Source organism: Streptomyces sp. NBC_00775, assembly GCF_036347135.1.
In the GTDB taxonomy this organism is placed as follows: domain Bacteria; phylum Actinomycetota; class Actinomycetes; order Streptomycetales; family Streptomycetaceae; genus Streptomyces; species Streptomyces lutosisoli.
On sequence record NZ_CP108938.1, the window covers coordinates 2744526 to 2767736 of the forward strand.

General features: G+C 70.6%; 22 protein-coding genes. 7 read left to right on the plus strand and 15 right to left on the minus strand.

Features of this window, described 5'->3' with window-relative positions:
- Positions 1 to 146: 146 nt before the first annotated feature.
- Positions 147 to 3794 carry a hypothetical protein gene (locus OIC96_RS12265; RefSeq protein ID WP_330307794.1) on the minus strand — a complete coding sequence of 1216 codons (3648 nt, stop codon included), beginning with the start codon at positions 3792 to 3794 and terminating at the stop codon, positions 147 to 149.
- A 121-nt stretch (positions 3795 to 3915) separates the two neighbouring features.
- Here OIC96_RS12265 and OIC96_RS12270 point away from each other — a divergent pair, with 121 nt between their 5' ends.
- Positions 3916 to 4236 carry a hypothetical protein gene (locus OIC96_RS12270; protein ID WP_330307793.1) on the plus strand — a complete coding sequence of 107 codons (321 nt, stop codon included), beginning with the start codon at positions 3916 to 3918 and terminating at the stop codon, positions 4234 to 4236.
- Between the two features lie 61 nt (positions 4237 to 4297).
- Here the strand turns inward: OIC96_RS12270 and OIC96_RS12275 are convergent, their stop codons facing one another.
- From OIC96_RS12275 to OIC96_RS12295, 5 genes are all read right to left on the minus strand, one after another.
- Positions 4298 to 4990, minus strand: coding sequence for an ABC transporter ATP-binding protein (locus OIC96_RS12275; RefSeq protein ID WP_330307792.1), 693 nt, complete (start codon positions 4988 to 4990; stop codon positions 4298 to 4300).
- A 60-nt stretch (positions 4991 to 5050) separates the two neighbouring features.
- A complete protein-coding gene (locus tag OIC96_RS12280; protein ID WP_406502138.1) occupies positions 5051 to 6292 on the minus strand; it encodes an alginate lyase family protein in 1242 nt (413 codons plus the stop codon).
- 210 nt (positions 6293 to 6502) lie between these two features.
- Complete coding sequence (locus OIC96_RS12285) at positions 6503 to 7267, minus strand: DUF3710 domain-containing protein (RefSeq protein WP_327432268.1); 765 nt, start codon at positions 7265 to 7267, stop codon at positions 6503 to 6505.
- A 1-nt stretch (position 7268) separates the two neighbouring features.
- The gene (dut, locus tag OIC96_RS12290) at positions 7269 to 7763 is read right to left on the minus strand and encodes a dUTP diphosphatase (RefSeq protein WP_330310317.1); all 495 of its coding nucleotides are present in this window, start codon (positions 7761 to 7763) and stop codon (positions 7269 to 7271) included.
- Between the two features lie 26 nt (positions 7764 to 7789).
- Complete coding sequence (locus OIC96_RS12295; RefSeq protein ID WP_330307790.1) at positions 7790 to 8374, minus strand: PaaI family thioesterase; 585 nt, start codon at positions 8372 to 8374, stop codon at positions 7790 to 7792.
- A gap of 58 nt (positions 8375 to 8432) precedes the next feature.
- Here OIC96_RS12295 and OIC96_RS12300 point away from each other — a divergent pair, with 58 nt between their 5' ends.
- Entirely contained in the window at positions 8433 to 8894 is a 462-nt protein-coding gene (locus OIC96_RS12300; RefSeq protein WP_330307789.1) for a DUF3093 domain-containing protein, read from the plus strand.
- A gap of 337 nt (positions 8895 to 9231) precedes the next feature.
- Here the strand turns inward: OIC96_RS12300 and OIC96_RS12305 are convergent, their stop codons facing one another.
- The 4 genes from OIC96_RS12305 to OIC96_RS12320 all read right to left on the minus strand — a co-directional run bounded on the left by OIC96_RS12305 (position 9232) and on the right by OIC96_RS12320 (position 12766).
- Positions 9232 to 10155, minus strand: coding sequence for a hypothetical protein (locus tag OIC96_RS12305; RefSeq protein ID WP_330307788.1), 924 nt, complete (start codon positions 10153 to 10155; stop codon positions 9232 to 9234).
- A gap of 13 nt (positions 10156 to 10168) precedes the next feature.
- A complete protein-coding gene (locus tag OIC96_RS12310; protein WP_003997302.1) occupies positions 10169 to 10465 on the minus strand; it encodes a DUF4193 domain-containing protein in 297 nt (98 codons plus the stop codon).
- A 393-nt stretch (positions 10466 to 10858) separates the two neighbouring features.
- Positions 10859 to 12106: a sensor histidine kinase gene (locus OIC96_RS12315; RefSeq protein ID WP_330307787.1), complete on the minus strand. Its 1248-nt coding sequence runs from the start codon at positions 12104 to 12106 to the stop codon at positions 10859 to 10861.
- Between the two features lie 6 nt (positions 12107 to 12112).
- On the minus strand, positions 12113 to 12766 hold the full coding sequence (locus tag OIC96_RS12320; RefSeq protein ID WP_266474245.1) for a response regulator transcription factor: 654 nt from the start codon (positions 12764 to 12766) through the stop codon (positions 12113 to 12115).
- 417 nt (positions 12767 to 13183) lie between these two features.
- On the opposite strand from OIC96_RS12320, the gene OIC96_RS12325 reads away from it, so the two are divergent.
- Complete coding sequence (locus tag OIC96_RS12325) at positions 13184 to 13357, plus strand: hypothetical protein (RefSeq protein ID WP_330307786.1); 174 nt, start codon at positions 13184 to 13186, stop codon at positions 13355 to 13357.
- A 71-nt stretch (positions 13358 to 13428) separates the two neighbouring features.
- Here OIC96_RS12325 and OIC96_RS12330 read toward each other — a convergent pair whose 3' ends face one another.
- Positions 13429 to 14244, minus strand: a complete 816-nt coding sequence (locus OIC96_RS12330; RefSeq protein ID WP_330307785.1) for an inositol monophosphatase family protein — start codon at positions 14242 to 14244, stop codon at positions 13429 to 13431.
- A gap of 8 nt (positions 14245 to 14252) precedes the next feature.
- The gene (locus OIC96_RS12335) at positions 14253 to 15380 is read right to left on the minus strand and encodes a ferrochelatase (protein ID WP_330307784.1); all 1128 of its coding nucleotides are present in this window, start codon (positions 15378 to 15380) and stop codon (positions 14253 to 14255) included.
- 334 nt (positions 15381 to 15714) lie between these two features.
- On the opposite strand from OIC96_RS12335, the gene OIC96_RS12340 reads away from it, so the two are divergent.
- Together OIC96_RS12340 and OIC96_RS12345 are read left to right on the plus strand one after the other, a co-directional pair.
- A complete protein-coding gene (locus tag OIC96_RS12340; RefSeq protein WP_330307783.1) occupies positions 15715 to 16953 on the plus strand; it encodes an MFS transporter in 1239 nt (412 codons plus the stop codon).
- Positions 16913 to 18232 carry a D-arabinono-1,4-lactone oxidase gene (locus OIC96_RS12345; RefSeq protein ID WP_330307782.1) on the plus strand — a complete coding sequence of 440 codons (1320 nt, stop codon included), beginning with the start codon at positions 16913 to 16915 and terminating at the stop codon, positions 18230 to 18232. Before OIC96_RS12340 ends, OIC96_RS12345 begins: the two co-directional genes overlap by 41 nt.
- Here OIC96_RS12345 and OIC96_RS12350 read toward each other — a convergent pair.
- Complete coding sequence (locus OIC96_RS12350) at positions 18156 to 18929, minus strand: hypothetical protein (RefSeq protein WP_330307781.1); 774 nt, start codon at positions 18927 to 18929, stop codon at positions 18156 to 18158. The genes OIC96_RS12345 and OIC96_RS12350 overlap by 77 nt on opposite strands.
- Positions 18930 to 19369: 440 nt before the next feature.
- Here OIC96_RS12350 and sepH point away from each other — a divergent pair, with 440 nt between their 5' ends.
- Entirely contained in the window at positions 19370 to 20452 is a 1083-nt protein-coding gene (gene sepH / locus OIC96_RS12355; RefSeq protein ID WP_330307780.1) for a septation protein SepH, read from the plus strand.
- An 85-nt stretch (positions 20453 to 20537) separates the two neighbouring features.
- On the opposite strand, the gene OIC96_RS12360 is transcribed toward sepH, so the two are convergent.
- A complete protein-coding gene (locus OIC96_RS12360; protein WP_330307779.1) occupies positions 20538 to 21365 on the minus strand; it encodes a sulfurtransferase in 828 nt (275 codons plus the stop codon).
- 330 nt (positions 21366 to 21695) lie between these two features.
- On the opposite strand from OIC96_RS12360, the gene OIC96_RS12365 reads away from it, so the two are divergent.
- Complete coding sequence (locus OIC96_RS12365) at positions 21696 to 22499, plus strand: VOC family protein (protein WP_330307778.1); 804 nt, start codon at positions 21696 to 21698, stop codon at positions 22497 to 22499.
- Between the two features lie 7 nt (positions 22500 to 22506).
- On the opposite strand, the gene OIC96_RS12370 is transcribed toward OIC96_RS12365, so the two are convergent.
- The gene (locus OIC96_RS12370; protein ID WP_330307777.1) at positions 22507 to 23154 is read right to left on the minus strand and encodes a thymidine kinase; all 648 of its coding nucleotides are present in this window, start codon (positions 23152 to 23154) and stop codon (positions 22507 to 22509) included.
- Positions 23155 to 23211: the final 57 nt, after the last annotated feature.

Here is a 23211-nt window from a genome sequence, read left to right on the forward strand (position 1 = left end):
TGTCTTCCTGTCACCGCTGTGTACGCAGCGTCGACCTTACGGCCAATAATCTCGACAAATGGGGCCAGGGGGTCGTCCGGCACCGTCTTTGACGCAACCCTGATGCGCCTGCCTGACGCGTCTGCCTGACGCGCCTCCCGGTGGCGTCAGGCGGAGGCTTCCCTGGACTGCTGAGGCAGGGCCGAGCCGGTGCGCTGCGTCGCGCGGAGGTCCAGCACCGGGCCCGCGTCGTCCGGGACCAGGGCCCGTAGGTGGGGCTCGGCCGTGACGAGCCAGGCGAGCAGTTGGCGGAGCCGGAGGCGTCGGGGGGCCGTGGTGGCCGGGTCCGCGATGAGTTCGGCCAGCCAGGTCACGGCGGTCTCGGTCACTCCCGCGGCCTGCAGGTCCGACATCAACTGCTGCTCGCCGTAGCGCGGCGGGGAAGGGAGGCCCAGCACGTGCCGCCAGAGCGTCAGCGCGGCGTCGCGCTCGCCGAGGGCCGCGAGGCCTTGGGCCAGAGTGCACCGCTGGGCCCAGTACAGCCGGCGGTGCGTCATGGCCGTCTCCAGGACCCACGGCACCACCGCGTGACCCTCCATGCTGAGCAGCACCCGCAGCCCATACAGGACTTCGGCCGAACCCGCCGGGGGAAGACCGACGAGTTCCCGGGCCAGCCGGGCGACGACCGCGTCCGTCGCCCGGCTCTCGAAGCGCGGCAGCGCCTCCAGCGCTCCGTTCAGCCAGTTGGCATCCGCGCTCAGCGCCGGGTGGGCGAACCAGATCTCCTGCAGCCGGAGGGCGGCGGCGTCCCCGCCGGTCTTGAGCAGCACACGTACGGCTTCCTTGTAGCCGTCCTTGCGTGTGTTGGGCGTGCTCAGCGCGAGCTCCGCCATCTCCCTGGCCTGGTCGAGCGCCCCGGCCTCGAACAGCGCCTTCGCGGCGGGCGGCCGGTCGTACGAAGACAGCAGATGGCCACGGTCGAGACGCTGCATGATCTGCTCGGCCCCGCCCACACCGGCGGCGGCCAGCCAGGTGGCCACGGCGTCGCCCGTCCCGTACACCCCCCACCGCTCCTCGCCGAAGACCCCGCGCGCCCAGTCCGCCGTGCTGTCGCCGGGGGCGAGGGGAGCCATCGCCCGCAACAGAGCAGCCGGGTGCCAGTAGTAGTGGCCCAAGTCGGCGCCGCTGCGCTCCAGCGCCGCGGTGATCGCCTCACCCGCCTTGGACCCGTGTGCCTTGACCCACATGTCCGCCGCCCATCGCATGGCGCCCAGATGGATCGAATCCCCACCGAGCATCCGGTGGGCGATACGCGCGGCTGCCGCCTCCGCACCGAACGTGTCGAGGACCTTGCCCACGACCCATCGCCGTGCCTGCTCGGTGTCGGGCAGCGCCAGGGTGAGCCGCTCCACCTCGGCCACCGCGTGCTCCGGCGCCGAGGTCAGCCAGGCCTCGACGGCGCGCTCCGTGTCGGTCGCATACGCGGTCGGCTCCTGGAACACGCGGCGTGCCAGCTCCACCGCCTCCTGAGCCCGGCCCAGGCAGGCGAGCGCCTCCGCCGCGACCGACATCTCCCATCCGCCGGCTTCGGGCCTGTCCACCATCTGCCAGGCGCGTCTGCGGACGATCTCCCGGGCGTCGTTCCCGAGGGTGCAGGCGATCCGTGCGGCCCGGCCGAGCAGGCCATGGACACTGGTGACCGTGAGCCCCAGCAGTTCCCGGGTGATGTCGGCCGGCCCCGCCTTGCCGTACGCCTCGACCGCGTAGAGCCGGATACTCGTATCGAGGAACTCGCAGCGCGCCATGCGCTCCAGACGCTCCAGCACCCCGGGCTGTCCGCCCAGCGCCCCCAGTACCTGCGCCGCCCGTTCCCGGTATTCGTCGTCGACGGCGCACCGCGCCACCACCTCCAGCCGGTCGAACGTCTCCTCCCGGTCCGCCTCGCCGAACCTGACGCCCTCGGCCACGAGGAGCCCGGCCAGCAGGGGCCGTTCGTGACCTCCTACGGCGCCCGTGCGCAGCTGTTCGGCGAGCCGGCCGCCGTCGCAGTCGTCGCGTTCGCCCCAGAGGCAGAACACGAACATGGCCAGCGTGCGTTCGTCGTCCTTGAAGGCGCGCAGGATCCAGTCCTCCGCCTCCGGGAAGGAGGGAGATATCCGCTGCGCGTACGACTGGGCGGCGAAGTACTCGGCGAACGAGTGGTGCAGGAACCGGTAGTCGTCCTCGTCCCTGACGAGCAGGCCGGTGCTCTGGAGGAATTCCCGTACGTCGGCCTCCCAGCCCGTCACGGCCCAGTCTTCCGGCAGGTTGGTCCGCACCCACTCCAGGCCCGCCTCCAGGAGCGACGACTCCCCCTCCAGGCGGCACCTGCCCAGCACCCCGAGGACGTCCCGCTTCCGCTGGTTGAGCCACAGGTGCAGCTCACGCCGCCCGGGGTCGTCGCGGTACCGCCGCATCAGCCCCTGCCGTACGGCGCCTTCGCTGCCCGCGCCCCGGGTCAGCAGATGCTCGAAGAACCGCTGGTAGAGGCTGAGCCTGCTGGTCGGCAGCGGATGTGTCGGAGCCGCCGTCGCCGTGACGGCCGCGATGGTGGCGAGCAGCGGATTGCGGACCAGGTCGCGCAGCCGGCCGTCGTCGGTCTCGCCCAGGAAGCGGTCCGCGGCGGTCCGCGCCTGTTCCTTCTCCTGGTACTGCGCCGCGAACCACTTGGCGGCGAAGTCCCGCAGCTCCTCCGTACCGAAGGGCTCCATACGGTATTCGCCGATCAACGCCCCCCTCAGCGGCGCCAGTTCGGGGTCGGACAGCGGGCGGCTGGTGATGACGAACCGGTAGTCGCTGTCGGTGCGCGCGTGCTGCGCGATCATCCGGACGACCTCGGCGCGCGACTCGCGGTCCGCGATCTCGTCGAGCCCGTCCACCAGGACCATCCAGCGCGCCCCGTGCACGCGCCCCAGGAACAGCCGTGCGTCGGGGTCGGCGACCAGGCTGTGGCCGAGCGTGCGGCGTAAGGCCTGGCACAGCACCGTGCTCCATGAACCGGGCTGGTCGACGAGCGTCCTGGCCGCGACCCTGACCGGAATCACCGGTTCGGTCACGGGTGCCTCCAGGCTGGTGTCCTCACGCAGCCAGATCCGCGAGAGGGTCCACGCCAGATGGCTCGACAGCGTCGACTTCCCGGCGCCGGGCTCCCCGGTGATCAGGAGGTGTTCGTGGCGGGCCAGGGCCTCCGGGACCGGAAGCTGGGCGTCGATGGTCTGCGTCTCGTCCCGCGCGGCGGAGTCCCCCTGTGTCGCAGAACCTCCGTCGAGCTGGGTGGAGTTACGGGCGGCGCCCTCCGTGGAGTGCCACTGGGTCCGCATGCTCTGGCGTACGTAGACCGCCGACAGCGGAGGCTCGGCCACACCCAGCATGTCGTACGGCAGCCGCTCCACCGCCTTCGCCTGCGCTTCGAGGAGGTTGCGGACCGCCGGATTCGGCAGTGGCAGCTCCGTCCACTCCGTCAGCCGGGGCGCGGCCGCCTCCCGGCTCTCGGCGCCGGCCCGGTCCAGGGCCTCCTTGGCCTTGATCCACAGCGGGGTGATGTCGTCGGGCTCGCGCTCCAACGCGACGGCGAGCGACCGCAGGACCGACAGCTTCAGCAGCCTGGTGGCACTGCAGGCGCCGTAGACGACGTTCTTGTGGGCGATCTCCGCGCGGACCACCGCGTTGAGGCTCTCGTAGCCCGCGTCGGCGATCGCTTCGCGGAACCACTCGGCGAGTGCTTCGAGCTCCGGGTACCGCTCCGTGTCGCCCTTCGGCGGACGCCCCCCAGCCATACGCCTCCCTGCACCCCGGCAGCACTTCGGTTTCCCGCGGTTTCCCCAGCGTAGTGGGAAACCCTTGCCTGCTCGGAGAGTTGGGGCAAGCCCGTCGCCGCCCGACACCGAGGAGCACCGCATGACCGCGATCGACCCCTTCGCCTCTCTCACCGCCGCCCTTCTCGCCACGGCACCGGGAGTGCCGGCACTGGCCCGCTCATGGATCCGGCACCGGACCGTGGTGCGAACGGAGGAGGAGAACACACGCCGCACCCTGATCGCCGTGGAGGGCTCGGATCCGCACCAGCGCGCCGCGGTGGTGCGGGCCAGCGCCGATCTCCACTCGACCGCGCCGACCGCGCCGACCACGTCGGCCGCGTCGGCCGCGTCGGCCGCGTCGGCCGCGTCGGCCGCGTCGGCCGCGTCGGCCGCGGAGAAGCCCCCGGGGAGCGGACAGTGATACGCCGGACAGCCCGCCCCAAGGCTCACGTCCAGGGACGCGCACCTCGGGCCGCACCGTCTCAGTGCTCGACGATCTCCCCGTCGCTCAGCTCCAGCACCCGGTCGGCCAGATCCAGCAGGGTCGCGTCGTGGGTGGCGACCAGCGCCGTCACCTGTTCGCTGCGGACGACCGCGCGCAGCAGCTCCATCACGGCGATGCCCGTCTCGGCGTCGAGCTGGCCCGTGGGCTCGTCGGCGATGAGGAGGGAGGGGTTGTTGGCGAGGGCGCGGGCGATGGCCACCCGCTGTTGCTGGCCGCCGGAGAGTTCGCCGGGGCGCTGGGCCGCGTGGTCGGCGAGGCCGACGAGGGAGAGGAGCAGATCGACGCGTTCCTCGCGCTCGCGCGGGTCGGCCCGGCGCAGCCGCAGCGGAACGCCGACGTTCTCGGCGGCGGTGAGGATGGGGATGAGCCCGAAGGACTGGAAGACGAAGCCGATGCGGTCGCGGCGCAGTCCCAGGATGCCGTTCTCGTCGAGCGTGGAGAGATCCATCCCGTCGACGACGATCCTGCCCTCGTCCGGCTCGTCGAGTCCTCCGACGAGGTTGAGAAGGGTGGTCTTGCCGGATCCGGAGCGGCCCTTGAGGGCGACGAGTTCACCGCGCGGTACGTCGAAGGAGACACCGCGCAGCGCGTGCACGGCGGCGGCTCCGGTGCCGTACGAGCGATGGATGTTCTCGACGCGCACCATGGCGTCCGTGACGACCTGGCTCATGTCCCCTCCCCCGTGGACCGGGCGCCAGTATCACCGCCGGGAGCCCGGTCCTTCAATGGGTCAGCTGGGGTTGTCGCCGTGGGTCAGCGTCTCCCAGGCCACGAACAGGTTGTTGCTGCCGGCCGGGCGGTTCTGCTCGGTCAGCGTCTGGGTGTTGGTCATCGCGATGCCCAGGCGGTTGTGCAGGGCGTTGTAGCCGACCTCGGTGACGGGGCCCAGGCCGAGGGTGAGCGAGCCGCCGCACAGCCAGCTCGGCACGGCCGTCCCCAGCTGGTACTTCGACTGGAAGCCGAGCGCCTGCCTCAGCCGCTCGCCGACATCGGTGCCGTACAGGTCCTGGCCCTGGATCCGGCTGGTCTCGGCGACGTGCGAGATCGCGGAGATGCCGTATCCGGTGTGGGTGAAGTCGCGGCACGTCTCCTGGGTGAGCCCGGTGACGAAGGTGGACTGCCCCTGCCAGTAGGAGACGATCTTCGCCGTGGTGTCGAGGTTCTGGCTCGGCACGGTCTTCGGCACGGAGCCGTCGGAGGAGAGATAGACGTACGCGGCCGTACGCGTCCGGAACTTCGCCATGGCCGTGTCGTACGACGTCTTGTCCTCCAGGAAGACGGAGATGCCGATGGCGGCCTCCATCATCGACAGCTCCCAGTTCCCGTTGGAATTCGAGCCGTTGATGATCTCGGGGAGGTAGACGTTGCGGAGCATCGTGCCGAAGCGGGCGGAGTTGGTCCACGTCCCCGTGTACGTGTACTTGATGATCTCGGCGGCCTTGGGCCAGGAGGAGCCGGCCCAGCCGGTCTGCAGCGGCGCGTTGCTGTTGGTGTGGTCCTTGATGGTGGCCGACCAGGCGTCCATCAGCTCGATGGACTTCTGGGCGTAGCGCGCGTCGCGGGTGATGTACCAGGCGAGGGCGTCGGTGTACGCGGCTATCGCGTCCTCGCGCTCGTCGGTGCAGCCGTAGTTGGGGTTGGAGTACGAGCCGCACTCGACGGTCGCCCGGGGCGTGGCGGTGCGCGTCAGTGAGGCGTACTTGCTCGCCATCATCTGGTCGTACGCGCCCTTCCAGGGCTGGGCGCCGGCGAGGACCTCGGTGCGGGCGAAGTCCAGCTGCCCCTTGGAGACGGTGACTCCGGGGTGCACGAAGGTGGCGGGCGCGGCGTCGGCCCGCTGGGCGCCGGGCCAGGAGAGGAACCCGGCGACCAGCGCGGCGGTCGCGGCGGCGACGGTGGCGAGCAGGGCCGGGCGCCGTCTGCGGCGGTGCGCGGCGGGGGTGTCGGGGGTCTCGGGCATGTGGGGTGCCATCCGTTCTCGTATGTGAACGATGAGCGCGTGTTTGAACGCACGCGATGGCCGGGACCTTAGGTATAGACCAACTGCCCGTCAAGAGGCGGCACATGAGCGGCGCATGAAAAAGGCCGCACGAGAGGGAGCTCATGACAAGGAGCTCATAAGAAAGGGCCGCACCCCCACCGGGAGTGCGGCCCACATCCAGACTCAAGCCAAGCGCGGCGCCTAGCGGACCTCGGTGATCTCCGGTCCGCGCTGGAGCTGCCCCATGCCGCCGGAGAAGCGGGAACCGCCCTGATCCTCCTGCTGGACACCTTCGGGCACCATCTGCGCGTCGTTCGGCAGCTTCAGGACGATCGGGTCGCGGGGGGCCATCGGACCCTCGCCACGGACGACGACCGTGTCCCGGAAGATCTGCTCCAGCAGACCCGCGGCCTGCGGCTGCACCGCGCCCTGCCCGGAGATCACTCCACGCAGGAACCAGCGGGGGCCGTCCACTCCGACGAACCGCACGACCTGGAAACCGCCCGTGCCGTCCGGCAGCTGCACCGGCACCTGCGCCCGCAGCTCCCAGCCCAGCGGGCCCTCTACCTCGTCGATGACACCGCCCTGCTGGGTGATCCCGGAGGCGATCTCCTCACGCACCTCGCCCCAGATGCCCTCGCGCTTGGGAGCGGCGAAGGCCTGAAGCTGTACGGCACTGTCCTTCAGGACGACGGTGGCCGCGACGATCGCGTCGCCCGCGACCTCGACCCGCAGCTCCATGCCGTCGACTCCGGGCACGAAGAGACCACCCAGGTCCACTCGGCCCTCGGCCGGATCGCGGACCTCGGAGTCGTCCCAGGGACCATCGGGGCGCGGCTCGGGTTCGAGCCTCACGCGCTCCCGCTCCTCCGACTCGTCCGCCTCAGTGTCGACGTCGTCGACGACCTGCTCGGCCTCGCTCGCCGCGTCCTCGGCGGCACTGCCCTTCTTGCGACGTCCGAACACGTCACTGTCCTTCCCGGTCGGATACGACCGAAGCGTATCGATTCCCACCCGTTGTGCTGTCCACGGCGGCATGACCGCCGGTGGACCCGAAGCCCCCTGCGGCCCGCGCCGAGTCGGGAAGCTCCGCGACCTCCTGGAAGCGGACCGTCTCGACCTGCTGGACGACCAGTTGAGCAATCCGGTCGAAGCGCTCGAACCGCACGGACTCGCGCGGGTCGAGATTCACCACGATCACCTTGATCTCCCCACGGTACCCGGCATCCACCGTCCCCGGGGCATTCACGAGGGCGACACCGCAGCGGGCGGCGAGCCCGGAACGCGGGTGCACGAAGGCCGCGTACCCCTCGGGCAGCGCGATGGACACTCCCGTGGGCAGAACCGTCCGTTCACCCGGCTTCAGTTCACAGCTCTCGGTGGTGCGCAGATCGGCTCCCGCGTCACCGGGGTGCGCGTACTCGGGAAGCGGGACTTCCGGGTCCACGCGCCGGATCAGCACGGCGATTTCTTGACGGGGCTGACGGCTCACGGGTTCACCTCGAAGGCGCGGACGCGCCTGATCTGGTCCGGTTCACTCATGGCGGCCCGGATCTCCTCCGGGCGGCCGTTGTCGATGAAGTGGTCGACCTTCACCTCGACGAAGAGGGCGTCGGCGCGGACGGCGACCGGTCCGTCGGGACCGCCGATCCGCCCGGTGGCGGTCGAGTAGATCTTCCGGCCGGCCACCGCGGTGACCTCGGCCTCCAGGTGCAGCACGGTGCCGACGGGCACCGGGCGCCGGAAGTCGGTCTCCAGCCGTCCGGTCACCGCGATCGTGCGCAGCAGCCAGTTCAGCGAGCCGAGCGTCTCGTCCAGCGCGGTGGCGAGGACGCCGCCGTGCGCGAGCCCCGGGGCGCCCTGGTGGGCGGGCCGCACGGTGAACTCCGCCGTGATCCGGACCCCCTCCCCCGCGCGGGCCTCCAGGTGGAGTCCGTGGGGCTGCTCTCCGCCACACCCGAAACACTGTTCGTAGTGCGCCCCGAGGAGCTCGCCGGGGGCGGGCGCGTCAGGGTGCCGCACCGGCGCGACGGCGTCGGCGGGGGGCGTCAGAGCTGCGGAAGTACCACTCACAGCCGCAGACCTTACCCGCGAGTCCACCGTCTCTTCGCACCGTGCCAAGCTTGGCTTCATGCAGCTTTCCGCCTCGCCGTACGAAGAACGCCTCACCGCACCCCGCACCTGGTGGCTGGTCTGCTTCCTGGTCGGGATCGCGATGGCCCTGATCTTCCTCCCGTTCGGCACGCTGCCGCTGCTGGGAGCCCTGGTCGGCGGCACCGCGGTCTCGGCGGTCGTGGCCAGCTCCTACGGCTCGATCCGCATCCGTGTCGTCGGCGACTCCCTGATCGCCGGCGAGGCCAAGATCCCCGTCTCGGCCCTCGGCGACGCCGAGATCATGGACCAGGAGGAAGCGCGCGCCTGGCGCACGTACAAGGCCGACCCCCGCGCCTTCATGCTCCTGCGCGCCTACATCCCCACGGCCCTCCGCGTCCAGGTCACGGACCCGGCCGACCCGACGCCGTACCTGTACCTGTCGACGCGGGAGCCGGAGCGGTTGGTGGCGGCGCTGGAAGCGGCGCGGGCGTCGGCGTAGGCCGCACATCGGCGTAGGCCGCGCGGGCGGGGTGCCACGGGCGGCGCCGCACGGCAAGGCGGCTCGCGCGGCGGCGTCGACCGCCTTCGGCGGAAGAGCCCACGCGGCGACGGTTCTCACCTGGGCGCCTCACCTGGGTACGGCTTCCCGGGGACGTCAGCACGCCGCCGGCAGCACTTCTTCGCCGGTCACTGGTTCTCCGTCACGACGGGGACCGGCCGCGACGGCGATGGCCGGCGGTACCGGACTCGGAGCGACCGACGACGGAATCCGCCCGCGGGGCACTCCATCGAGACGCGGGCGCGCGCCCGCCAAGAGCTCGCCGCCCGGGGAGGTCTCAGCGCTCCAGCTCCCTGGTGATCTCCCCCATCCGCAGCGGATTCGCCGGCTTCTCCAACGGCGGCAGCTCGGGAAGCGCGTCCCAGGGCACCTGCATCTTCCGCAGGTCCTTGCGAATGCGCCCCGCGAGGCGTTTGGTGTCGCGGCGGTTCATGACCGCACCGACCGCGGCGCCGACCATGAACGGCATCAGGTTGGGCAGATCCCGGACCACGCGTTTCATGATCTGCTGGCGCAGTTCGCGCTTCATCTGGCCGCCCAACGCGGCGTTGATCGTCGCGGGCTTCGTCACATCGATCCCGCGCTCCCCGGACCAGGAGTTCAGATACGCGGTACTGCGCTGCTTGAGGTTGCCCGGCGGTCGCAGACCGTAGACCTCATGGAGCTCGGCGATCAGCTTCAGCTCGATCGCGGCGACGCCGGTGATCTCGGTGGCCAGCTCCGTGGGCATGGCGGGCGGCACCGGCAGCATCGCGGCGGCGCCGACCCCGGCGCCGACCGTGGACGTCGCGGCGGCCGCGCCCGCGACGAGTTTGTCCGCGAGCTGCTCGGGACCGAGGTCCGGGAACTGCTTGCGAAGGGTCGCGAGGTCCCGTACGGGGATTCGCGGGGCGATATCGATGATCCGGTCGGCGAGGTACGCCAGGCCCGCCCTGGCCAGGTTGCCGCCCTTCTGAACGCCCTTGTGGACGCCCTTCACGACCCCGTCCCGGATCACCGCCGCGCGGCGCCTTGCGGCGGGCGCGGGAGTGACGGCGGAAGCCGTCAGGCCGCCTGTGGCGGGCGCCCGCTCGAGCGAGGCTGATCCCGGTTCGGAAGAGCCCCGCTCGTCGTCACGCACGCCTTCAGAGCCGTCTGAGGGCCCTTCGTCCGCTTCCCGTGGGGGGAGGCGGCGCTTCCAAGGTGGGGTCGAGCCAGTCACGGCCGACCCTGCCTCAGTCGCAGTCGCGGCAGATCGGCTGACCGTTCTTCTCGCGGGCCAGCTGGCTGCGGTGGTGCACCAGGAAGCAGCTCATGCAAGTGAACTCATCCTGCTGCTTGGGCAGGACCCGGACGGCCAGCTCCTCGTTCGAGAGGTCGGCCCCGGGCAGCTCAAGGCCTTCTGCGGCCTCGAATTCATCTACGTCGACGGACGAGGTCGACTTGTCGTTCCGGCGAGCCTTCAGTTCTTCAAGGCTGTCCGAGTCGACGTCGTCGTCGGTCTTGCGTGGGGTGTCGTAATCCGTTGCCATGTCGCTCTCCCCCTCTGGGTGTCTGCGGTGTCTCCAGCGCACGTAACGCGTGAGAGGCCGGACTTGTGCCCGACCTGAGGCGGAGATTTTGCCTCACATCAAGGTCTGTTACTCAATCGACACCCAACCGGACTCCTCAAGAGTGATCGGCTTGGATGGCGATGCGGACCGTACACGGTCCGAAGGCCGCACTTCAAAGGCGTCCCACCGTGTACTTCCCGTGATCAAGACCCTCGAAAACCCGGATTTTCCCGGCCTTCCGACAGCATGCGCGACCACGGAGAGTAGATGGCCGGAAAATCGTCCTTGTGATCGATCACACACGGGCCTCCTGGGTGGGTGACCAGAAAATTCCGCGCAAAGCGAACATCGTCGCGTGTCGGCGACATGGTCTCAGATAGGCAGGGTGACGCGCATCACGAGGCCACCCCCTTCTCGCGGCTCCGCGGTGATGTGACCCCCGTGGGCGCGGGCCACCGACCGGGCGATGGACAGGCCGAGGCCCACACCCTTGTCACTGCCCGTGCGCTCCGTACGCAGCCGCCGGAAAGGCTCGAAAAGATTGTCGATCTCGTACGCGGGAACCACCGGCCCCGTGTTCGAGACCACCAGGACCGCCTGGCCGTGCTGGACCTCTGTCCTGACGTCGACCCAGCCCCTCTCCGGCACGTTGTACCGGACGGCGTTCTGGACGAGGTTCAGGGCGATCCGCTCCAGCAGGACGCCATTGCCCTGCACGACCGCCACGGAGCGCTCCCCGCGGATCTTCACGCCCTTGGCCTCGGCCTCGGCGTGCACCTGGTCGACGGCCTGCGAGGCGACCTCGGCGAGGTCCACGGGCTTGCGCTCGACGATCTGGTTGTCGCTGCGGGCGAGCAGCAGCAGGCCCTCCACGAGCTGTTCGCTGCGCTCGTTGGTGGCGAGCAGCGTCTTGCCGAGCTGCTGGAGCTCCATCGGCGCACCGGGGTCGGAGAGGTGCACTTCCAGGAGCGTGCGGTTGATCGCGAGCGGGGTCCGCAGTTCGTGCGAGGCGTTCCCCACGAACCGCTGCTGGGCGGTGAAGGCCCGTTCCAGTCGCTCCAGCATGTCGTCGAAGGTGTCCGCGAGTTCCTTCAGCTCGTCGTCCGGGCCGTCCAGCTCGATCCGCCGGGACAGGTCCGAGCCCGCCACAGCGCGCGCGGTGCGGGTGATCCGGCCGAGCGGCGAGAGCACCCGTCCGGCCATCGCGTAACCGAAGGCGAACGCGATGATGGCGAGGCCGAGCAGAGCGAGCAGCGAGCGGCTGAGCAGGTTGTCCAGGGCGGCCTGGCGCTGGTGGTCGATGCAGGTGCTGATCGCGGTGTTGAACTCGTCGAGCGACAGGTTGCCAGCCTGGACGGCGGGGCAGTTGTCGCTGTTGACCTTGATCGCGGTGCCGCTGGCGATCTTGAAGAGCGGCTCGGCCCCCGTGTTCAGGGCCTGCGCCGCGAGCAGATAGATGATCGACAGCAGCATGATGCCGGCGATCAGGAACATGCCGCCGTACAGCAGCGTGAGCCGTATCCGGATGGTCGGGCGCAGCCAGGGGAACGGGGGTTCCGGCCTTCTGGGGTCCCAGGTGGGCTTCGGAGGCGCCGTCGGCGGCGCGGGTGTCGTGGCCACGGGTGATCAGATCCGGTAGCCGGAGCCGGGCACGGTGACGATGACGGGGGGCTCGCCGAGCTTGCGGCGCAGGGTCATCACGGTGACGCGTACGACGTTGGTGAACGGGTCCGTGTTCTCGTCCCAGGCCTTCTCGAGGAGCTGCTCGGCGGAGACGACGGCGCCCTCGCTGCGCAGCAGCACCTCCAGGACGGCGAACTCCTTGGGCGCGAGCTGGACCTCCTTGCCGTCGCGGAAGACCTCGCGGCGGTTGGGGTCGAGCTTGATCCCGGCGCGCTCCAGGACGGGGGGCAGCGGCAGGCTCGTACGACGTCCGAGGGCACGCACGCGTGCCGTCAGCTCGCTGAACGCGAAGGGCTTGGGGAGGTAGTCGTCGGCGCCGATCTCCAGGCCCTCGACGCGGTCGCTGACGTCGCCGGACGCGGTGAGCATCAGCACGCGCGTGGGCATACCGAGTTCGACGACCTTGCGGCAGACGTCGTCGCCGTGCACGAGCGGGAGGTCGCGGTCGAGGACGACCACGTCGTAGTCGTTGACGCCGATGCGCTCCAGGGCGGCCGCACCGTCGTACACGACGTCGACGGCCATGGCCTCCCGGCGCAGTCCGGTGGCCACCGCATCGGCGAGCAGCTGCTCGTCCTCGACGACGAGTACGCGCACGTCGCTTGTCCTTCCTCTGTCCACCCGCGTAGCGCCCTTCAGGGCACCACGCGGGCAGGTCTGTCACGGATGAGGGCTCCATCCTGCCCTTTTCGGCCATAAACCGGCTGTAAGGCGGGTGAGAGGCGCTCGGGACCGCGGTCCCGGGCCCCGGGAATGCGAGATTTTCTCGTCGGGTTGAGGTTTCCACGGAAGAGAGCGGGGGGAGGACGGCTTTACACCCCGCGATCACGCTCTGCATGTGGCAAGCCACCTTGTGGTACGTCCAACCGCTTCCGCAGAGCGGGCGTGGGTGTCCGGCACCGTCGCCGCCCAGCCTGGGCAGCGCTGGGCACCCATCTGGCAGACGTGATCGCCCCTTCCGAACGGCACACCCCCGTGCCACCCGACCCACGACCCAGGACGAGGGGGCGCAGCATGGACGCATTCACCGCAGGACTTCTGCAGCGCATAAGGGCGACCGAGACCGACCTGACGCGGGCTCGCGAATCAGGCGACGACTTCCTCGCGGAGGTCGAGCAGGCCGAGCTCGACGACCTGCACCGCCTCGCCGCCGAGCACGGTGTGGAGGTCGGCGCGACGCGCGTCTGATCAGTTCGTACGAGAGCGGGGCCCCGGCATCGATCCAGTGCCGGGGCCCCGCTCCGTTGTGGTGAACGGCGTCAGTCGTGCCAGGCGCCGAAGTCCTCCAGGAGCCGCTGGAGGGGCTCGAAGACGCCCGGTGAGGCAGCCACCGCCAGATCGCCCGCGGGGCGCTCTCCGGGGCGCCCACCGGTCAGGGCGCCCGCCTCACGGGCGATCAGGTCGCCCGCCGCGAGGTCCCAGGGGTTGAGGCCGCGCTCGTAGTAGCCGTCGAGGCGGCCGGCCGCGACGTCGCACAGGTCGACCGCGGCGGATCCGCTGCGCCGGATGTCGCGCACCAGCGGGATCAGCCGCTGGGCGACGTCGGCCTGGTGGGCCTTGACCTCGGTCACGTAGTTGAAGCCGGTCGAGACCAGGGCCTGGTCCAGGGGCGGCGACGGGCGGCAGGCCAGCCGGCGCTCGCCGACCCAGGCTCCGGTGGCCCGGGCACCACGGCCGCGCACCGCGTGGTACGTCTCGCCGCGCATCGGCGCCGCGACGACTCCGACGACGGTCTCGCCGTCCTGTTCGGCGGCGATGGACACCGCCCAGGTCGGCAGCCCGTACAGGTAGTTGACCGTGCCGTCGAGCGGGTCGATGACCCAGCGGATGCCGCTGGTGCCCTCCGTGGCGGCGCCCTCCTCGCCGAGGAAGCCGTCGGCGGGGCGGTGCTGGGAGATCAGGTCGGTGATCAGCTTCTCGGCGGCGATGTCCATCTCGGTGACGACGTCGATCGGGCTGGACTTGGTGGCGGCGACCGCGAGGTCCACCGGGCGTCCGTCCCGCAGCAGCTCACCGGCGCTGCGGGCGGCCTGGTGGGCGAGCTGGAGCAGTTCGGTGTGCAGGGGCTCGATCACGGGGCTCCTCATGCGTACGGGCTGTCGGCGCCCGCGGCGGCGGGCTTCGGGGCGCGGGCGGGGCAGCAGCCCACCGGGCACAGGTCCGCGCTCGGGCCGAGCGCCCCCAGGGCGCAGGGTGTCACCTGTCGGCCGCTCTCCGTCGCGGCGCGCTCCAGGACGAGTTCACGGATCGCCGCGGCGAACCGGGGGTCGGCGCCCACGGTGGCCGAGCGGCGCACCGGCAGACCCAGCTCCTCGGCCTTGGCCGTCGCCTCCGTGTCGAGGTCGTACAGGACCTCCATGTGGTCCGAGACGAACCCGATGGGGGCCATCACGACGGCCGGGACCCCGGCGCCGTGCAGCTCCTCCAGGTGGTCGCAGATGTCGGGCTCCAGCCACGGGATGTGCGGGGCTCCCGAGCGCGACTGGTAGACGAGCTGCCAGGGGTGCTCGATCCCTGTCTCCTCGCGCACCGCGTCGGCGATCAGCCTGGCGACGTCCAGGTGCTGCCTGACGTACGCGCCGCCGTCTCCGTGGTCCTCGACCGGGCCGGAGGTGTCCGCCGCGGCGTTCGGGATGGAGTGCGTCGTGAAGGCGAGATGCGCGCCCGCGCGTACGTCCTCGGGGAGGTCGGCGAGGGACTTCAGGACGCCCTCGATCATGGGCTCCACGAAGCCGGGGTGGTTGAAGTAGTGGCGCAGTTTGTCGATCTTCGGCAGCCGCAGGCCCTCGGCCTCCAGGGTCGCCAGGGCGCCGGCGAGGTCCTCGCGGTACTGGCGGCAGCCCGAGTACGAGGCGTACGCGCTGGTGGCGAGGACGAGGACGCGGCGGCGGCCGTCGGCGACCAGCTCGCGCAGGGTGTCGGTCAGGTAGGGCGCCCAGTTGCGGTTGCCCCAGTAGACGGGCAGGTCCAGGCCGTGGTCGGCGAAGTCCTTGCGGAGGGCGTCGAGCAGGGCGCGGTTCTGGCCGTTGATGGGGCTGACCCCGCCGAACAGGAAGTAGTGCTGACCCACTTCCTTGAGCCGTTCCTTGGGGATGCCTCTCCCCCGCGTCACGTTCTCCAGGAACGGGACCACGTCGTCCGGGCCTTCCGGGCCGCCGAACGAGAGCAGGAGCAGGGCGTCGTAGGGGGTGGCATCGAGCACGTCTGGCATACGTCCGATCCTGCCACCCGGCACTGACAGGCAGGAAACGGCGGGGTGACGGGAGAGCGAGGGCAGGCTCGACGGAGCCAGGGGCGGGCGCGCGGGACAGGCGCGAGGGTCGGGCTCGACAGCGGGCAGGGGCGGGCGCGAGGGCGGCCTGGAACGCGCGGGAGAACGGCCTCGAACGCACAGGAGATCGGCGCGAGGGCGCACAGAGGGGCGTGCGGAGGTCGTGCGTTAGGGTCACCTCACCCGTAAGCTGTATCGGCCAGATTCACGCCTTACCGGAGTTCGGACCGCCCGTGGTGACCGGGCGGCCGAGCCGAGCCGACCGGAGTCCCCCGTGCCCAGCCCCTACCGCGCCCTGTTCGCAGCCCCCGGCTCCAAGGGCTTCTCCGCCGCGGGCTTCCTCGGCCGGATGCCTCTGTCGATGATGGGCATCGGCGTGGTCACGATGATCTCCCAGCTCACCGGACGGTACGGGCTCGCGGGCGCGCTGTCGGCGACCATGGCGCTGGCGGCCGCCGTGATGGGCCCTCAGGTCTCGCGGCTGGTGGACCAGTACGGGCAGCGGCGGGTACTGCGCCCCGTGACACTGTTCGCGCTCGCCGCTGCCGCCGGGCTGCTGCTCGCCGCGCACTTCGACCAGCCGGACTGGGTGCTGTTCGTCTGCTCGGCCGGCATCGGCTGTGTCCCGAGCATCGGCGCGATGATCCGGGCCCGCTGGGCGGCCCTCTACCGGGACACCCCGCAACTGCACACCGCGTACTCCTTCGAGTCCGTGGTCGACGAGATCTGCTTCATCTTCGGGCCGATCATCTCCATCGGCCTGTCCACGGTGTGGTTCCCGGAGGCCGGGCCGCTGCTCGCCGCCTGCTTCCTCGCCGCCGGAGTCTTCTGGCTGACCTCCCAGCGCGCCACCGAGCCCGTGCCGCATCCGCGTGAGCAGCACACCGGCGGTTCGGCGCTGCGCGCGGCCGGACTCCAGGTGCTGGTGGCCACGTTCGTGGCGACCGGGGCGATCTTCGGAGCCGTCGACGTGGTCACCGTGGCCTTCGCCGAGGAGCAGGGCAACAAGGGCGCCGCGAGCGTCGTCCTCGCGCTCTACGCCGCGGGCTCCTGCGTCGCGGGAGCGGTGTTCGGACTGCTGCACTTCAAGGGGGCGCCCGAACGCCGGTGGCTGCTGGGCATATGCGCGATGGCCGTGAGTATGATCCCCCTCCTACTGGTCGGAAACTTGCCGTTTCTGGCCGTGGCGCTGTTCGTTGCGGGTCTCTCCATCGCTCCCACGATGATCACGACGATGTCCCTCATCGAACAGCACGTACCACGCGCGAAACTGACCGAGGGCATGACCTGGGTGAGCACCGGGCTCGCGGTCGGGGTCGCGCTCGGTTCCTCCGTGGCCGGCTGGGTGATCGACGCCGCCGGTGCGAAGGCCGGGTACGGGGTTCCGGCGGTCTCCGGAGCCGTCGCGGTCGCGGTCGGTTTCCTCGGATATCGCCGGCTGAGCAGGCCGGTTCCGCAGCGGGAGGGGACCCATGAGCACCACAGTGAGCGGGAAGAGCGGCACGTGGCGTAACTGGGCGGGGAACGTCACCGCCCGTCCCGTACGGGAGGTCGCCCCCGCTTCGGTCGAAGAGCTCTCCGCGGCCGTACGGAAGGCCGCCGACGACGGCCTGAAGGTGAAGGCCGTCGGCACCGGGCACTCCTTCACGGCCGCCGCCGCGACCGACGGTGTATTGATCCGCCCTCAACTGTTGACCGGCATCCGCAAGATTGACCGTGAGGCCGGCACCGTCACTGTTGAGGCGGGCACCCCGCTCAAGCGTCTCAATATGGCTCTCGCGCGCGAGGGACTGTCGCTCACGAACATGGGCGACATCATGGAGCAGACGGTTTCGGGTGCGACCAGCACCGGAACGCACGGCACGGGGCGCGACTCGGCCTCGATCGCCGCGCAGATCAAGGGACTTGAGCTGGTCACCGCGGACGGCTCGCTGCTCACCTGCTCCGAGAAGGAGAATCCCGAGGTCTTCGCGGCGGCCCGGATCGGAATCGGCGCCCTGGGGATCGTCACCGCGATCACCTTCTCCGTAGAGCCCACTTTTCTGCTCACGGCCCGCGAGGAGCCGATGACCTTCGACAAGGTCACCGCCGACTTCGACGAACTCTTCACCGAGAACGAGCACTTCGAGTTCTACTGGTTCCCGCACACCGGCAACTGCAACACCAAGCGCAACAACCGCAGCGCCGGCCCCGAGAAGCCCATCGGGCAGATCGGCGGCTGGATCGAGGACGAGTTCCTCTCCAACGGCGTCTTCCAGGTGGCCAATCTGGTCGGCCGCGCCGTGCCCGCCGCCATCCCGACGATCGCGAAGATCTCCAGCCGCGCGCTGTCCGCCCGGACCTACACCGACATTCCCTACAAAGTCTTCACTTCTCCGCGCCGGGTGCGCTTCGTGGAGATGGAGTACGCCGTCCCGCGCGAAGCCCTGGTCGAGACGCTGCGTGAACTGAAGGCCATGGTCGACCGCTCGACCCTGCGGGTCAGCTTCCCCGTCGAGGTGCGCACGGCCCCCGCGGACGACATCACCCTCTCCACCGCGTCCGGGCGGGAGAGCGCCTACATCGCCGTTCACATGTTCAGGGGCACCCCCTATCAGGCGTATTTCACCGCCGCCGAACGGATCTTCACCGCGCACGAGGGTCGGCCGCACTGGGGCAAGGTGCACACGCGCGACGCGGAGTACTTCTCCAAGGTCTATCCGCGCTTCGGCGAGTTCACGGCGCTGAGGGATCGGCTTGACCCGGATCGGCGCTTTGGGAATGACTACTTGCGGAGGGTTCTGGGGTCGTAGCGGACTCGCTGGGCGTGGGGGTCGGGGTGGTGTCCCCGGCCTCCGGGTCCGAGGAGACGCTGGAACTCGGCGTCGGCGTGGGGGTCGTAGCGCCGTCGCCGTCGTCCTGAGCAGCCGCGGAACCGCTGCTGCCCGAGGACGGCTGCACGGAGGAAGAGCCGGCGGAAGGTGTCGTACTGGGCTCCGGCTTCTCCGAGTTGGAGCCGCTCCCCTTCAAGGCGGTGCCCACGGTCGTGGCCTTGCCGCCGCCGCTGAAGCTCTGCCCCGACACCAGTTCGTACGTGGTGATCCCGGCCATCGTGACGCCGAAGACGAGGGCCGCGGCGACCACGGGCCGCTTCCAGCTCCTGACCCGCGCGCGATAGACGGTCGCTTCCGTGAACTCGCCCACGGCGGGCGCCTGCTGGAGCTGGGTCTTCGGCTTGGCCTGGACCGTCACGTCGCGTATCTGCTCGCCGGTGCGCTTGAAGAAGTGCTGGAAGACGGTGCCTCCGCAGGTGGCGATCGCGCTGACCACTCCAGCGCCCAGGATCGTCCCGTAGACCCCGAAGTAGGAGGCGAGTTTGGCCGCCAGTACGGCGGCCACCGCGCTGCCCGCCACTTGGGGGACGCTCAGATCCACCCGCTTCTTCTGCGGCTCCTCCTCGCCCTCCTCCTTCTTCCCCGGTTCCTGGTCGGCATCCGACTTCACACCCATCCCCGGACCTTGCCTGCCTTTCCCGAACGCGAATCGACCTATTGCACCAGGAAGGGACGAACAGGCGAAACGATTCGTTCCATTTCTGGTGATTCCGTGAAGTGCGACACGTTTGATGGGCACGAAAACGACGCATCGGACGGCCAACTACCACCCCCCACTAGAAGTTGGACGGCGTGCCGATCCACGCACGTGGCCCGAATGGAGTACTGTTGCGAGCCCTGGATCCGGACTCCCGCCAGGGTGTCCGGGGCCTTGCAGGACCGCCGGGAGGGGGCTCGTTGCACAGGGTGATGGAGTTCGTCACTTAGCGTTGCGAATAGGTAACCGTGTCATAACGGCGATCCCGGGTCCGCGCCCGACACGCCGGGCAACTCGGCAAGGTTGTGGCAGGCTGCACCCGGGCAGGCCACACTCGACTAGCGGAAGCAGCGACGCACGTGACGTCGGCAGGCACCACCCGGGAGGTCCCCATGCCCGAACTGCGTGTCGTGGCCGTCTCTAACGACGGCACACGGCTGGTGCTGAAGGCTGCGGACAGCACGGAATACACGCTTCCGATTGACGAGCGTCTGCGCGCCGCCGTACGCGGCGACCGTCCCCGCCTCGGCCAGATCGAGATCGAGGTGGAGAGCCATCTCCGCCCCCGAGACATCCAGGCACGTATACGTGCCGGTGCCTCCGCGGAGGAAGTCGCCCAGCTCGCAGGGATTCCCGTCGATCGCGTACGCCGCTTCGAGGGCCCCGTGCTCGCCGAGCGCGCCTTCATGGCCGAGCGCGCCAGGAAGACTCCCGTCCGCCGCCCCGGTGAGAACGCCGGACCCCAGCTCGGTGAGGCCGTCCAGGAGCGGCTGCTGATCCGGGGCGCCGACAAGGACACCGTCCAGTGGGACTCGTGGCGCCGCGACGACGGCACCTGGGAAGTCCTGCTGGTCTACGTGGTCGCGGGCGAGCCGCACTCGGCGAGCTGGACGTACGACCCGCCACGGCGGCTCGTCCAGGCCGTCGACGACGAGGCACGTTCGCTGATCGGCGAGTCCGACGACCTCGCGGCGCCCGAGCCGAGCTTCCCGTTCGTGCCGCGGATCGCACGGCTGCCGCGCGACCGTCCGCTCGATCGCGCCCTGGACCGGCAGATGGAGCGGCCGAGCATTCCGGCGCCGTCCCCGGAGCCGATCGAGGAGTCCGAACGGGACTCGCTCACCAGCCTCCTGGAGGCGGTGCCCAGCTTCCGGGGCGACATGGTGGTGCCCGAGCGGCCCTCCACCACGGAGCACCCCGCGGCGGAGGAGCCCGCCCCCGAGCCCGAGACGGAGGAGCCCCCGGCTCCCGCCGCCTCGGCCGGTGCCGGTTCCGCCTACGCGGACGTCCTCATGCCCCGCTCCGTCGGCGCGCACCGCGACCGTCTCGTCGGCGCGACGGACCGCCAGGCCGAGGCCGACGGCGTCCGCCCGGGCCGCAGAGCGGCGGTCCCGAGCTGGGACGAGATCGTCTTCGGCACGCGGCGGAAGAAGCAGGACTAGTCGGTTGTACGACGATGGGGCACGCACCAGGCCGGTGCGTGCCCCATCGCTGTTACCGAGGGCCGGAGCCTTCGGTGAGTCGCCGTTACTGCGGATCCGGCCCCACCGCGACCGGGCGGCTACCGTCCTGGGACCACTCCGACCAGGAGCCCGCGTACAGGGCGGCGGGGATGCCGGCGACGGCGAGGGCGAGCACCTCGTGGGCGCCGGAGACACCCGAACCGCAGTAGACGCCGACCTCGGAAGTGCCGGTCGCACCGAGGGACTTGAAGCGGTCGGCCAGTTCGTCGGCGGTCAGGAACTGCCCGTCGGCGGTGACGTTCTCCGTGGTCGGCGCGGAGACCGCCCCGGGGATGTGCCCGCCGACCGGGTCGATCGGCTCGACCTCGCCCCGGTACCGCTCACCGGCCCGTGCGTCGAGGAGCAGCCCGGTGCGGGCGAGCGCCGCCGCCCCGTCCGCGTCGAGCAGCGGCCGGGCACCCGGCGCCGGCACGAAGCTCCCGGGGGCGGGCGTGGGGACCTCCGAGGACACCGGCCCGCTCCATGCGGCGAACCCGCCGTCAAGCACGCGTACCGACGGATGACCCGTATAGCCCAGCAGCCACCAGGCGCGCGCGGCGGCCCAGCCCTGACCCCCGTCGTACACGACGACATCGCGGTCCGCCGACACGCCCGCGGCCCGCATCGCCGCACCGAAGACCTCCGGGTCGGGCAGCGGATGCCGACCCCCCGCACCGGCCGGACCAGCAAGTTCGGAATCCAAATCAACGAAAACGGCCCCAGGAATGTGCGCCTTCTCGTACTCGGCGCGCAGGTTCGGACCACCCAGCTGCCAGCGGACGTCGAGGAGGACCGGAGGGGTCGGACCCGCCAGGTCGCTCGCGAGTTCGGATGCGGAGATGATGGCGTTCATGGCCACCATCCTTGCGCATGGGGTGGCCGCGTCGTCCAGGTCCGGCTACTCTGCTCCGCCGGACAGGTCCGATCACGAGGCGTACGGGATCGGACACATGCTGTACAGCCGATGGACACCACGCGGCAATCGCGCCGAAACGGATGGGAAACGGCACATTGGGCATCCTCCGCTCGTGAGCCGCCGAAGGGCGGCGCGGTCGGGACGCGCGGTGCGACCGGTGGTGCGAACATCGGCTCGGGGCGTGCACGCACGCGGCCGCGGCCGCGGTACGCGTGTTCGTAGGCGGAAGGTGACCGGCCACCGCGAGGGGCCGAGAAGAGAGTGACGATGACCGAGGCACGGGGGTCGGCCGGCCTGAACGGCACAACGCACGCTCGGCACGCACCCGGCACACCCTGCTGGGTGAGTCTGATGGTGCACGGGATGGCCGCGACCCAGGAGTTCTACGGAGCATTGTTCGACTGGGAGTTCCAGCCGGGACCGCAGCAGCTCGGCCCCTATGTGCGGGCCCTCCTGGACGGTCACGAGGTGGCGGGGATCGGGCAGCTGCCGCCCGACCGGCATCTGCCCGTCGCCTGGACGCCGTATCTCGCCTCGGACGACGTGGATCTGACCGCCGAGACGGTGCGGCACAGCGGCGGCACCGTGGGCGTCGGTCCTCTCGATGCCGCCGAGGCCGGGCGCCTGGCGATCGCGTCGGACCCGACGGGTGCCGTCTTCGGCATCTGGCAGGCGGCGGCCCACACGGGCACGGGGATCACCGGCGTGCCGGGCACCCCCGCCTGGAACGAGCTCGTGACCCGCGACACCGAGAGCGTCGTCAAGTTCTACCAGGGGGTCTTCGGCTACGAGCAGGAGCCGGTCGTCTCGGCCGACTTCGACTACGTGACCCTGTACGTCGCGGGTCGCCCGGTGGCCGGCATCCACGGCGTCGGACACGGTCTGCCCCGCGACCGCGGCCCGCACTGGATGACGTACTTCGAGGCCGCGGACGTGGACGAGGCCGTCGACCGCGTCACCGAGCTCGGCGGACACATCCTCAAGCCCGCCCACGACTCGCCGTACGGGCGGGTGGCGACGGTGGCGGATCCGGAGGGCGCGATGTTCTCGCTGATCCACTCGACCCGGTGAACGGACGTCAGGCCGAGGCGATCGGCAGCACGTCCGGCGACAGGGCACCCGCGCGAGCCGTCGCGGCCGTCATCCGGCGGCGGTGGTGCCGGCGGCACAGGACCTCGTAGCCGATGTCCTCCGACTGATTGACATCGCCTACGACGACCTGGGCGCCCTCGACGACCATCTCGCCGCCTATCGTGCGGGCGTTGTGGGTGGCGCGGGCGCCGCACCAGCACAGGGCCTCGACCTGGAGGACCTCGACCCGGTCGGCCAGCTCCACCAGGCGCTGGGAGCCGGGGAAGAGCTTGGAGCGGAAGTCGGTGGTGATGCCGAAGGCGAAGACGTCGACGCCCAGGTCGTCCACCACGCGGGCCAGTTGGTCGATCTGCGCGGGGGCCAGGAACTGGGCCTCGTCCGCGATCACGTAGTCCGCCCGGCCGCCCTGGGAGAGGTGGTCGACGAGGTACGCGTACAGGTCCTGGTCGTCCGCCACCTCGACCGCGTCCGTGACCAGGCCCAGGCGTGAGGAGAGCTTGCCCTCGCCCGCGCGGTCGTCGCGCGTGAAGATCATGCCCTGCAGGCCCCGGGCCGAGCGGTTGTGCTCGATCTGGAGAGCCAGCGTCGACTTCCCGCAGTCCATCGTTCCGGAGAAGAACACCAGCTCGGGCATGGGGAGTTGAGCACCTTTCGGCAACGGAGGACTGGAGGGCGGAAGTTCAGGAGGGCA

Bases quoted from the DNA above. Each gene is read 5' to 3' on its own strand.
- OIC96_RS12265 (WP_330307794.1), bottom strand. From the start codon at position 3,794: ATGGCTGGGGGGCGTCCGCCGAAGGGCGACACGGAGCGGTACCCGGAG.
- OIC96_RS12270 (WP_330307793.1), top strand. From the start codon at position 3,916: ATGACCGCGATCGACCCCTTCGCCTCTCTCACCGCCGCCCTTCTCGCC.
- OIC96_RS12275 (WP_330307792.1), bottom strand. From the start codon at position 4,990: ATGAGCCAGGTCGTCACGGACGCCATGGTGCGCGTCGAGAACATCCAT.
- OIC96_RS12335 (WP_330307784.1), bottom strand. From the start codon at position 15,380: ATGCCAGACGTGCTCGATGCCACCCCCTACGACGCCCTGCTCCTGCTC.
- OIC96_RS12310 (WP_003997302.1), bottom strand. From the start codon at position 10,465: ATGGCAACGGATTACGACACCCCACGCAAGACCGACGACGACGTCGAC.
- OIC96_RS12325 (WP_330307786.1), top strand. From the start codon at position 13,184: ATGGACGCATTCACCGCAGGACTTCTGCAGCGCATAAGGGCGACCGAG.
- OIC96_RS12300 (WP_330307789.1), top strand. From the start codon at position 8,433: ATGCAGCTTTCCGCCTCGCCGTACGAAGAACGCCTCACCGCACCCCGC.
- OIC96_RS12360 (WP_330307779.1), bottom strand. From the start codon at position 21,365: ATGAACGCCATCATCTCCGCATCCGAACTCGCGAGCGACCTGGCGGGT.
- OIC96_RS12365 (WP_330307778.1), top strand. From the start codon at position 21,696: ATGACCGAGGCACGGGGGTCGGCCGGCCTGAACGGCACAACGCACGCT.
- OIC96_RS12280 (WP_406502138.1), bottom strand. From the start codon at position 6,292: ATGGCACCCCACATGCCCGAGACCCCCGACACCCCCGCCGCGCACCGC.
- OIC96_RS12370 (WP_330307777.1), bottom strand. From the start codon at position 23,154: ATGCCCGAGCTGGTGTTCTTCTCCGGAACGATGGACTGCGGGAAGTCG.
- OIC96_RS12345 (WP_330307782.1), top strand. From the start codon at position 16,913: ATGAGCACCACAGTGAGCGGGAAGAGCGGCACGTGGCGTAACTGGGCG.
- OIC96_RS12350 (WP_330307781.1), bottom strand. From the start codon at position 18,929: ATGGGTGTGAAGTCGGATGCCGACCAGGAACCGGGGAAGAAGGAGGAG.